We start from the raw sequence: 10,522 nt of genomic DNA, 5'->3' as shown, positions 1-10,522 counted from the left end.
AGTAAATATTCCAGAAGTAAACTTAGAACAAGCCAAAGATTTGGCAGAAAAAGCACATCAAGTATGTCCTTACTCCAATGCTACACGTGGTAACATTGAAGTTGAATTAACTGTAACCAATAATTAAGAATAATACTCCCGAATATGAATAAGTCATATGCCAACCTGATTTCTGTTTTATTTATAATACTACTAAGTCTGGCCATTAGTTGTAGTAAGAATAAGCAAAGAGCGAATAAAAGTGGTAGTACAGAAGACAGCGTAACACACCCAACAGAAAATGTTGCTGCCATAAACACTTCAAGTGGCAATGTAAACTTCGTAACGGCCTCAAAGATGGTGATGCCGGCAGTAGTGCATATAAAAATTAATTTCAATGCCTCTTCGGAATATGGCGCATCAGGATCAGGGGTAATCATAAGTCCTGATGGATTTATAGCTACAAATAATCATGTGGTTGAAAATGCATCCGCTATAGACGTTACACTTCATGACAAACGAACTTTCTCTGCAAAGTTGATTGGCCGTGACCCCAATACTGACTTAGCACTTTTAAAAATAGAGGCTAACAATCTTCCTGTCGTTAAATTTGGAAACTCTGATAAGGTGCAGATAGGAGAATGGGTCTTAGCTGTAGGGTTTCCTCTGTCACTTAATACAACGGTTACTGCCGGCATTGTAAGTGCCAAAGCCAGAAGTATTGGAATCATAAACCGGCCGGGCAGTAATAGGAGGCAAAATAATGAGGCGTCTGAAGGTAATATGGCTGTTGAGTCATTTATTCAAACCGATGCCGCCATTAATTCTGGCAATAGCGGAGGTGCACTTGTTAATACCAACGGAGAATTGATTGGTATTAATTCAGCTATAGCATCGCAAACTGGTAGTTATGCAGGTTATGCTTTTGCGATACCTGTAAATCTCGCAAAAAAGATTTTAGATGATTTAAAAAACTTTGGAGTGGTAAAGCGAGGTGTGTTGGGTGTTTCTTTTCCGTCGCCCTCTGCAGAAGACCAGTACCTGAAACAACAGGGACTTAATCCTGCCTTGGTAAATGGTGTTTATATTATTGGTGTGCAAAATGAAAGTGCCGCTGCAGAGGCTGGTCTTAAAGAAGGTGATATTATACAAAGTATTGATGGTATTGTTCTCAACTCGTCAACCGTGTTTTCTGAAAGGATTGCAAGACACAAACCTGGTGACGTTATTAAATTAACCTACCAGCGCAATGGGGCTATCGCTATAGCCTCGGTTACTTTGCACAGTGAAGAAGTTGTAAAAACCAAAAACACTGAAGCTAATAGTGGTACAGCGCTTAAAGAATTATACAACAGACTTGGAGCCAATTTCGCCCCACTTACTGCCGAAATTAAACAGCACTTTAATATAAGTACCGGTGTTTTGGTAACCAAGGTGCGCAGGGGTGGTTTTTTTGATCAGGCAGGCATTCCTGCGGGTACTATCATCGTTTTTATCAACGGCAAACCTATTCATAATCCAGAAGATATCGATGTGGCATTATTATCTGCTCAAAGTGGGATAATACAAATACTTGCTATTGCACCAGATGGTTCAAAAGTGGTGTTTGACTTTTCCATTGGAACCTAATTCGATAGTGCCCTAATCTTAGTTATTAAAAAAGATGAAGTAAAGACAGGCGAAACAAGCGTAAATGCAAAAATAAGCATCGGCTGAATCAAAAACGGTGGTTTTGGCTTAGCGGCAGAATTAGCAGTAAATGTTTCAGAAGTAAGCTTAGAACAAGCGCAGGATTTGGCAGAACAAGCGCATCAATTGTGTCTATAATCTAACGCCACACGTGGTAACCTTGAAGTACAATTAACTGTAACTAATAAGTAAAAACATGAAAAAAGAAGAATTCAAAGCAAAAGCAAGTCAGAGAATAGATGAAGTATCTTCGAAAATCAACGAGTTGAAAGCAAAAAAAGAGTCTGTACAGGGTGATTCTATATCAAAATATGAGGAATCTCTAAAAGAATTAGAGGCAAAAAAGACTGCCCTTGAGGGGAAATATACGGAACTGGAAAATGCATCAGAAGAGAAATGGGATGAAGTGAAAAATGCGTTTTCATCAGCTTCTGAATCTTTTAAAGAAGGATGGAATAAAATAATTTCCTTGTTTTCAATTGTATTCATTTTATTTTTCTTCGCCTCTTGTGGGTCGTTTGATAAAGAAAATAAAACAACGGGTGAAGACTTGAAGGAAGAAGTAAGTGATGTGGTAGATATATCAAAAGACTATACTGTTGAACAATGGGATAAGATGAATGCAGAAATTGATGAAAAGATGCAAAAAGTCAGCAATGAATATAATGAGCTGAATGACGAGTTTAAAGATAAATTTAAAAGTAAGAAAGCTGAACTTAACAAACAAAAAGAGCAATTACAGGACAAAATAAAAGAGTTAAATCAAGCTGTAGATGATAAAAAAGAAGCTTTAAAACAGGAAGTAAATCAGCTTAAAACTGCATTAGATAAAAGTTTAACAACCTTTCAAAAAGAAATGGATGATGAAACTAATGAAAGATAAAACCGATGTAGTAATTGTGACAGGAAGCAGTGGAATGATAGGCTCGAACTTAATTCATAAAATAGCTGCCTAATAAATAATACTTAATTTATAATAGACAATGAAAGAGGAACCAGTACAAATGTTAATCCAAAAGTTAGAAGGTTGGCTTGATGCCTTCATAAGTTTGATTCCCAATATGGCAGTGACCCTGTTGTTATTAATTATCTTTCTTGTCCTTGCCAATCTTGGAAGTAAACTATTTACAAAACTTTTCTCCAAAGCATCAAATAACGAAGCATTAAGACATTTATTTTCCACTGTAGTTTATGCTGCAATCCTAGGTATTGGTTTTTTTATTATGCTTGGAGTGCTCGGGCTAGATAAGGCTTTAACCTCAGTGCTCGCAGGAATTGGTGTGATAGGTTTGGCATTGGGTTTTGCTTTTCGGGATATAGCTGCAAATTTTATTTCGGGTGTTATCCTGGCCTTTAGGAAACCTTTTAAAATAGGGGAAATAATTGCAGTAAAGGATATTATGGGTAAAGTAAGTAAAATTGACTTGCGGATTACGGTTATTGAAACTTTCCAGGGCCAAGAAGTTTACATTCCAAATAGTGACGTATTACAGGGTGTCATCTACAATTTTTCTGTTTTAGAAAAAAGGCGTATTGATTTAGCTGTAGGAGTTTCTTACGCAGATAATCTTGAGAAAGTTGAAGATGTTGTGCTGAGCACAATTAAAAATTTGGAAGGGGTGATAGATAAGGATCAAATAGGTTTTGACTATTCTGAATTCGACTCCAGTTCAATCAATTTTAATATTCGATTTTGGATAGAGTATCCAGGCGAACCCGGCTACTTGAAGATGAGAAACAAAGCCATCAAAGCGATTAAGAGCGCTTTTGATGAACAAGATATTACTATTCCTTTTCCCATTCGAACATTGGACTTTGGAATTAAAGGCGGGCAAAAACTCTCCCAAATGGAATTGAATATGAATGGAGTAAGCAAAGAAGTGGATACAAAATAATGGGCTAGAGAATGTGGTTTATACCAAATCCTTCTTATTGAAATCCTTCTCTATTTTGTAATATTTAGAAGAAGAATATGAATAATAAAACCGAAGTAGTAATTGTGACAGGAAGCAGTGAAATGATCAGCTCGGCCTTAATTCATGAGCAATAAAAAAATATTGTCCAAAAACGTATCAGATTATTTGGTAGAAATCCTAGTAGAAGCAGGTGTTCCCGATTATATTACTAACAAAATAAACAAAAATGAAAAATTTAAATAAACAAGAAGCTCAGGAAAGAATGAAAGAAATTGATACTTTATGGTCTCTAAAAGGCAAATCCATTTATAGAGAAATTATTTTCAAGGATTTTGTTGAAGCATTTTCTTTTATGACATCAGTTGCAATTATAGCTGAAAAGTCAGACCATCATCCAACTTGGAAGAATACATATAACAAAGTGAATATTACTCTTAACACCCATGATGCAGATGGACTCACAAATAAGGATTTCCAATTGGCAAAAGGAATTGATATGATACTAAAAAATTATAATCAATAGCATTCTCTGGGACGCTAATGCTCATAGCCTAGTTAAATAAAATAAATATTATGATATTCGCCAATACTGATAAAGAGATAACACTGATTTATAACTCTGAAGAACACATCGGCCGGCAAATTCTGGCTTATGCGCAAACGGAAATCATACCTATTCGTGACATAGATATAAAGCATATGAAATTAACTACTACACATTGGGCAGAATTGGCTTCTAAGATGAAAGTTAATGTTCGAGACTTAGTGAACACGGAACATCCTAACTTTTCTCAAAAGTACGGACGGTTAAATCAATTATCAGATGAAGATTGGTTAGACCTATTGATAAATAATCCTGACATATTAAAGGCACCTATTGTTATGAAAGGTGATAAAATAATAATGATGAGTAACCCACAGGAAATGCTTTATTTCGTTAAATAAAGCCACTAACATAGCGGAAATCTGACAGGGAGAGTACTCCTTACAATGGTATAATCTCAAACCATTATAGCAAATTTGAATAACCATCTAAGTAAGAAAAATCATGTCCAAAAACGTATCAGATTATTTAGTAGAAATGCTCGTAGAAGCCGGTGTCAAACGTATTTATGCAATTACTGGCGATAGTTTAAACCCTGTAAATGACGCTGTACGAAGGGATGGAAGATTACAATGGATTCATGTAAGGCACGAAGAGGCTGGAGCTTATGCCGCTTCTATGGAAGCGGAGTTAAATGGTATTGGTTGTTGTATGGGTAGCAGTGGCCCGGGGCACGTACATCTGGTCAATGGATTATATGATGCTAATAGAGCGGGCAATCCGGTAATAGCCATCGCCTCTACCATACATACGGAAAAAATGGGGCTTGAGAATTTTCAGGAAACACGACCAGAGTCTTTATTTCAAGACTGTTCTAAATACGTGTTTTTGGCCAATACACCTAAACAAGCCATGAATGGATTGCAGACGGCCATTCAACACGCCATCAGTCAAAAAGGTGTGGCGGTTTTAGGCTTACCAGGAGATGTGGCGAGTGCTGACATTGAAGACGTGTATTCTGCTGGTAAAAATTTTTACACTGAGCCAAAGGTAATACCAAGTGAAGCACATCTTAAAGAACTAGCAAATGTTATCAATTCCGATGAAAAAGTTATGCTTTATTGTGGACATGGATGCCGCTATGCTGTTGATGAAGTGATGCAGCTGGCTGCAAAACTACAGTCGCCATTGGGGTATAGCTTTAGAGGAAAAATATTCTTTGAACGTAAAGACAATCCATTTGCCGTTGGCTTAAATGGTTTATTGGGCAATAAATCGGGTTTTGAAGCCATGCATAAGGCTGATGTTCTGGTTATGCTGGGAACCGATTTTCCGTATAGCGAATTCTTACCCGAGAAATGCAAAATCATTCAAATTGATACCAAACCGGAAAGACTGGGACGCAGAGGCAAAGTGGATTATGGCTATTGTGGTGATATTAAATCCACCATCCATGAACTTTTACCAATGGTAGAGAAGAAGTCCGATTCAGATTTTTTGAATAAGATGCGTAGCATGCATCAGGAGGTTGAAGAAAAGTATGATAGCTATGTCAAGGAAAAAGGAAAAGAGAAACACATTCATCCGGAATATGTGGCTTACCTGATAGATGAAATCGCCAATGATGATGCTATTTTTACAGTAGATACAGGCATGAGTGCCGTATGGGCTGCACGTTATTTAAAGGCTGGAAAAAACCGTTATCTCACAGGCTCTTTTAATCATGGCTCTATGGCTAATGCTATGCCAATGGCTATGGGAGCAGGTCTTTCACACCCCGATAGACAAGTAATTGCATTTTGTGGAGATGGCGGGATTACTATGCTCTTAGGTGATTTAATGACCATTAGCCAATATAAAATACCTGTCAAAATCGTCATATTCAACAACGGAAGCTTGGGTATGGTGAAGTTGGAAATGAGGGTGGAAGGCTATGTGGATTGGCAAACCGATATGGTAAATCCGGATTTCGTAAAACTGGCAGAATCCATGAATATATCTGCCTGGGAAGCGAAAGAACCCAAAGACGTAGAACAAGCATTACGCAATGGCTTTAACCATGATGGCCCTGCCGTTATCAATATTTTTACAGATCCGGAAGCCTTAGCAATGCCTCCAACCATCAAGCTCGAACAAGTGATAGGAATGGCCAATTCGATGGCCAAGCTCATGATGAATGGTAAAACTGCTGAAGTCATTGACATAGCTAAATCGGATATAAAATATCTAAAAGAGCTTCTTTAAAATAATCATTTTAAGAATTAATAAATTTATGAAAGAAGCCATCAAGTTCTCAGCTGTCGTATTGTTCATAATTGCCATATTCGTTGGAATTATGATTTGGCCACTACCAGGCTGTATAATACTTGTATCCTTACTCTTGGGGTTAGGTTTTTACGATATAATTCAAAAAAAGCACACCATTCTCAGGAACTTTCCTGTCATCGGTCACATGCGTTACTTATTGGAAATGATAGGGCCTGAAATCAATCAATACTTTGTGGAATCAGGTACTGATGGCAAGCCCATAGACAGAAATCATAGAAGTTATATATACCAAAGGGCAAAAGAGCAGCGGCAAACCCATCCTTTTGGTACCGAACTCGATGTATATAATCAAAATTACAAATGGATGAAGCACAGCATCTATCCAGCTAAACAATTGGAAACACCGCCGCGGGTTATCATTGGAGGCACTGAATGCAAACAACCGTATAGTGCCAGCCTATTTAATATCTCAGCCATGAGTTATGGAGCATTAAGTAAAAATGCTATCGAGGCACTTAATTTAGGTGCCAAAGCGGGCAATTTTTTTCACGACACGGGTGAAGGTGGTATTTCCGAATACCATAGAAATGGTGGCAATTTGGTTTGGGAGATAGGGACTGGATATTTTGGGTGCAGAACGGACGGAGGTAATTTTGATGCTGAAAAATTCAAAGAAAAAGCCAACTGGGATGAAGTGAAAATGGTGGAAATAAAAATTTCACAAGGAGCTAAACCCGGACATGGAGGTGTATTGCCAGCAGCAAAAAACAATGAGGAAATTGCAGGAATCCGTGGGGTAAGGCCACATACTGATGTCATTTCTCCTCCCGGACATTCAGCTTTTAATAATGCCGAAGGATTATTGCATTTTGTGCAGCAATTACGTGAATTATCCGATGGGAAACCAGTCGGTTTCAAATTGGCGATTGGCAGCAAGGAAGAATTTATTGAGATCTGTGAAAAAATAGTAGAAACGGGAATTAAGCCAGATTTTATTACGGTTGACGGTGCGGAAGGTGGCACTGGAGCTGCGCCAATTGACTTTTCAAATTATGTAGGTATGCCATGGGAAGATGCCTTAATATTTGTTACTGACACATTAAATAAATATGACTTAAAGAAAGATATAAACGTAATAACAGCTACTAAAATTTTTACTGCTTTCAATATTTTTAAGGCACTCTGTATTGGAGCAGACATATGTAATTCTGCGAGAGGTATGATGCTTGCCTTAGGTTGTATTCAGTCCTTACGCTGCAATACAAATGAATGCCCTACCGGTGTAGCCACAAACAACCCACGACTTGTAAAAGGTTTAGTCGTTTCTGAAAAATGGAAAAGGGTTAAGAATTATCATGACAATACAGTAGAGGAATTTTTAAAACTCCTCGCAGCCTCAGGGTGTACATCTCTGGATCAACTTAACAGAAGTTTTATTTTCAAAAAAGTAGATAAGCAGTGGCGATCCTATGAGGAAGAATCTGCAACCGTAACATCGATTTAAAGCACCACAAATCTATAATTATGATAGAGAGAATTAAAATATTTAAGAGCAATACCCTTCCACTGGAAGCCTTTACAGAGTTTCTGACATCAATAGGGTTGCCCACAGAAAGGAACTCCATAAAGGACTAATAAGGGGAAGGATCAATGAAAAAGAAGTGGGTTCTGATACTGAATTGTTCCCAAACAATAAATTCAATTAAAACGATAAGATTATGAAAGCGTACTTTTTAACCATTTTAATAGGGTTGTTTTATGGCCATGATTTGTTAGCTCAGCTATATGCTACTGAAAACGGCAAGGCTAAGTTTGAGGCAACCATGCCCTTTAATTCTTATGACGGCAGTTCAGACCAGTTACAAGGCATGATAAATTTGGAAACTAATGTGGTGGAATTTAGCCTTCCTGTAAAATCTATAAAAACAGGTATAGACAAGCGCGATAATGACATGTATGAACTGTTGAATGTTGAGCAAAACCCAAATGTGCTTTTTAAAGGAAGTTTGATTGATAATTATAAAAAGGAAAACCGAAAACAAATAGTAAAAGTCAAAGGCGATTTTACTCTGGCAGGCGTCACAAGACAAGTAACTATAACGGGAAGTCTGGAGCCGGTAAAAAATGGATTAAAGCTTATAGCAGATTGGTCGCTCAGGATTACCGATTATAACGTAGAGAGGCCGAGTATACTCTTTGTAAAAGTCGATGATAAACACGATCTGAGCATAAGTGTATTGCTTAAGTAACAAAACTTTTAGGCAATTGGATAAAGCACTGGAGTTTGTAAATGCGAAAAGAATAATAAAATAGCGACAACAACGGATAAGAAAAAATGAGCTACACCTCACGTTTCATATCGAAGACATTTGGAACTTAACTAATAAATTTAAATAAATATGACAAATTTAGATTTTAGTCTTTTAAGTGTTGTTTACGTGAACTGTACTTTGAAAAAATCGCCAGAAAATAGTCATACCGGATCCTTAATAGAAGTTTCTAAAGAAATCATGTCTAAAGAAAAAGTCAGGATTGATGAGATTAGGTTGATTGACCATCAATTAGCTATTGGAGTATATCCGGACATGACTAAACATGACTGAACATGGCTGGGAAATAGACGAATGGCCTTCCTTGTTTAAGAGAATTATAGAAGCGGATATACTTATTTTGGGAACACCTATTTGGCTTGGTGAAAAGTCTTCAGTAGCTAATTTTTTTTTTGAAAGACTATACGCTATGAGCGGAAAAATGAATGATAAGAGGCAGTACATATTTTATGGTAAATTAGGTGGATGTATAATTACCGGAAATGAGGATGGAGTAAAGCATTGTGTAATGGGTATATTATATGCGCTTCAGCATGTAGGTTACTCTGTTCCTCCCCAGGCTGATTGCAGATGGTTAGGTGAAGTTGGGCCAGGCCCAAGTTATGGAGACAAGAAATGGAAGGGTGAAAAAATTAAAAACTCCTATTGGTTTTGAAAGCGATTTCAGCAATAGAAATACAACATTTATGACCTATAATTTACTCCATCTGGCATCTCTGTTAAAGACAAATAATGGTTATCCTAGTTATGGGAATTCCCGTAAAGAATGGGATGATGGAAAGCGTTGGGAATTTGAAAATCCTGAATACAGATAAATATATAACTGACTACAATAATGTGTAAAAATACATTAAAACGCATTTTATACTAAACGTTATGCATAATTGAAATGCAGCCATATCTTAAAATATGGCTATTATTAATTAGAAATAGAACATTAATCAAGATGAAAATTATTGCTATTTTTTTTCTCATGTTTTTTTGCTTTTGTTCTGGATTTTCACAAAACGATTATCCCGAACCAGCAAAAAAACCTACCCGGCTATTTTACATTCAACATAGTAATAACCATAATACTTACGTGTATGATGCAAATATAAAAGGAGAGATTATTGATCCGTCTCAACCTATTAATGAATATCGAATAGTTTATACTCAAAATGGCATAAAAAAACCGTTGTCGGGTATACAAAGAAAATTCGCCTATGGAATGATTCTATTAGAGTCACAGCCCAATTTATTCAAATTTCGCCTTGCTTCAAGGAAAAGATTATTTTTTTATCTCAATTATGATGTAAGTGAAGGAGCTAAAATTTATGTAACTGTTAATAAGCATAAGATGTATTTAGACAAAATGTTCGTACAACTTAAAAATGGAATTTTTGGCATCAATGTTAAAGCCAAATATGTTCTATTTTATGGTGAAGATTATATTTCTGGAAAAACTGTCTTAGAAAAAGTTGTAGTAAAATAACTTCCCGTAAGTAGTTTGTTTATTGGTGTACAGATTGGTAAGTTGAGACCATACAAGAACGAAGTATAAAGAAACTATTATTACCTTAGATATATAAGTGGGATATCATCAATGTTGCTATACCATTGTTGTGCCCAATTTCAAAAGAACTTTTAGAATTGCATTTCTGACAAATAAAAAATTATTAAAGAGCATGAAGAAAAACTAATGAAAGAACATAAAAAGTTATCTGTATTAGCATCCACAGCTATATGCGGAAATGATATAAGCTCATCTGTATTATATGTATCTGCGCTAGCCATTGCCTTTGCTGGACAATACG

General features: G+C 36.5%; 12 protein-coding genes and 1 pseudogene. All 13 read left to right on the top strand.

The window, feature by feature from the left end:
• Positions 1–127, top strand: a pseudogene (locus ES765_RS20945) (OsmC family protein); the annotation flags it as partial.
• Positions 128–144: 17 nt separating this feature from the next.
• Positions 145–1,608, top strand: a complete 1,464-nt coding sequence (locus ES765_RS20940; RefSeq protein ID WP_138116418.1) for a trypsin-like peptidase domain-containing protein — start codon at positions 145–147, stop codon at positions 1,606–1,608.
• Positions 1,609–1,864: 256 nt separating this feature from the next.
• Positions 1,865–2,551, top strand: coding sequence for a hypothetical protein (locus ES765_RS20930; RefSeq protein ID WP_138116416.1), 687 nt, complete (start codon positions 1,865–1,867; stop codon positions 2,549–2,551).
• Between the two features lie 100 nt (positions 2,552–2,651).
• On the top strand, positions 2,652–3,563 hold the full coding sequence (locus ES765_RS20925; RefSeq protein WP_138116414.1) for a mechanosensitive ion channel family protein: 912 nt from the start codon (positions 2,652–2,654) through the stop codon (positions 3,561–3,563).
• Positions 3,564–3,810: 247 nt separating this feature from the next.
• A complete protein-coding gene (locus ES765_RS20920; protein ID WP_138116412.1) occupies positions 3,811–4,107 on the top strand; it encodes a 4a-hydroxytetrahydrobiopterin dehydratase in 297 nt (98 codons plus the stop codon).
• A gap of 50 nt (positions 4,108–4,157) precedes the next feature.
• Entirely contained in the window at positions 4,158–4,529 is a 372-nt protein-coding gene (locus ES765_RS20915; protein WP_138116410.1) for an arsenate reductase family protein, read from the top strand.
• A gap of 103 nt (positions 4,530–4,632) precedes the next feature.
• Positions 4,633–6,372, top strand: a complete 1,740-nt coding sequence (locus ES765_RS20910) for a thiamine pyrophosphate-dependent enzyme (RefSeq protein WP_138116408.1) — start codon at positions 4,633–4,635, stop codon at positions 6,370–6,372.
• A gap of 28 nt (positions 6,373–6,400) precedes the next feature.
• A complete protein-coding gene (locus ES765_RS20905) occupies positions 6,401–7,900 on the top strand; it encodes an FMN-binding glutamate synthase family protein (RefSeq protein ID WP_138116406.1) in 1,500 nt (499 codons plus the stop codon).
• A gap of 214 nt (positions 7,901–8,114) precedes the next feature.
• Positions 8,115–8,645: a YceI family protein gene (locus ES765_RS20900; protein WP_138116404.1), complete on the top strand. Its 531-nt coding sequence runs from the start codon at positions 8,115–8,117 to the stop codon at positions 8,643–8,645.
• Positions 8,646–8,834: 189 nt separating this feature from the next.
• Positions 8,835–8,999, top strand: a complete 165-nt coding sequence (locus ES765_RS22805) for a hypothetical protein (protein WP_317131448.1) — start codon at positions 8,835–8,837, stop codon at positions 8,997–8,999.
• Positions 8,992–9,381, top strand: coding sequence for an NAD(P)H-dependent oxidoreductase (locus ES765_RS22800; RefSeq protein ID WP_317131447.1), 390 nt, complete (start codon positions 8,992–8,994; stop codon positions 9,379–9,381). Before ES765_RS22805 ends, ES765_RS22800 begins: the two co-directional genes overlap by 8 nt.
• On the top strand, positions 9,329–9,541 hold the full coding sequence (locus ES765_RS22795; RefSeq protein ID WP_317131449.1) for a hypothetical protein: 213 nt from the start codon (positions 9,329–9,331) through the stop codon (positions 9,539–9,541). Before ES765_RS22800 ends, ES765_RS22795 begins: the two co-directional genes overlap by 53 nt.
• A 131-nt stretch (positions 9,542–9,672) precedes the next feature.
• The gene (locus ES765_RS20890) at positions 9,673–10,200 is read left to right on the top strand and encodes a DUF4833 domain-containing protein (protein ID WP_138116402.1); all 528 of its coding nucleotides are present in this window, start codon (positions 9,673–9,675) and stop codon (positions 10,198–10,200) included.
• The last annotated feature ends 322 nt before the right edge of the window (positions 10,201–10,522 follow it).

It is taken from the genome of Maribacter sp. ACAM166, from assembly GCF_005771495.1.
Taxonomy (GTDB): domain Bacteria; phylum Bacteroidota; class Bacteroidia; order Flavobacteriales; family Flavobacteriaceae; genus Maribacter.
This window is presented reverse-complemented; position numbering and strand designations above follow the sequence as displayed.

Excerpts from the sequence above, each read along its gene's own strand:
- ES765_RS20940 (WP_138116418.1), top strand. The coding sequence starts at position 145 with ATGAATAAGTCATATGCCAACCTGATTTCTGTTTTATTTATAATACTA.
- ES765_RS20930 (WP_138116416.1), top strand. The coding sequence starts at position 1,865 with ATGAAAAAAGAAGAATTCAAAGCAAAAGCAAGTCAGAGAATAGATGAA.
- ES765_RS20925 (WP_138116414.1), top strand. The coding sequence starts at position 2,652 with ATGAAAGAGGAACCAGTACAAATGTTAATCCAAAAGTTAGAAGGTTGG.
- ES765_RS20920 (WP_138116412.1), top strand. The coding sequence starts at position 3,811 with ATGAAAAATTTAAATAAACAAGAAGCTCAGGAAAGAATGAAAGAAATT.
- ES765_RS20915 (WP_138116410.1), top strand. The coding sequence starts at position 4,158 with ATGATATTCGCCAATACTGATAAAGAGATAACACTGATTTATAACTCT.
- ES765_RS20910 (WP_138116408.1), top strand. The coding sequence starts at position 4,633 with ATGTCCAAAAACGTATCAGATTATTTAGTAGAAATGCTCGTAGAAGCC.
- ES765_RS20905 (WP_138116406.1), top strand. The coding sequence starts at position 6,401 with ATGAAAGAAGCCATCAAGTTCTCAGCTGTCGTATTGTTCATAATTGCC.
- ES765_RS20900 (WP_138116404.1), top strand. The coding sequence starts at position 8,115 with ATGAAAGCGTACTTTTTAACCATTTTAATAGGGTTGTTTTATGGCCAT.
- ES765_RS22800 (WP_317131447.1), top strand. The coding sequence starts at position 8,992 with ATGACTGAACATGGCTGGGAAATAGACGAATGGCCTTCCTTGTTTAAG.
- ES765_RS22795 (WP_317131449.1), top strand. The coding sequence starts at position 9,329 with ATGGAGACAAGAAATGGAAGGGTGAAAAAATTAAAAACTCCTATTGGT.
- ES765_RS20890 (WP_138116402.1), top strand. The coding sequence starts at position 9,673 with ATGAAAATTATTGCTATTTTTTTTCTCATGTTTTTTTGCTTTTGTTCT.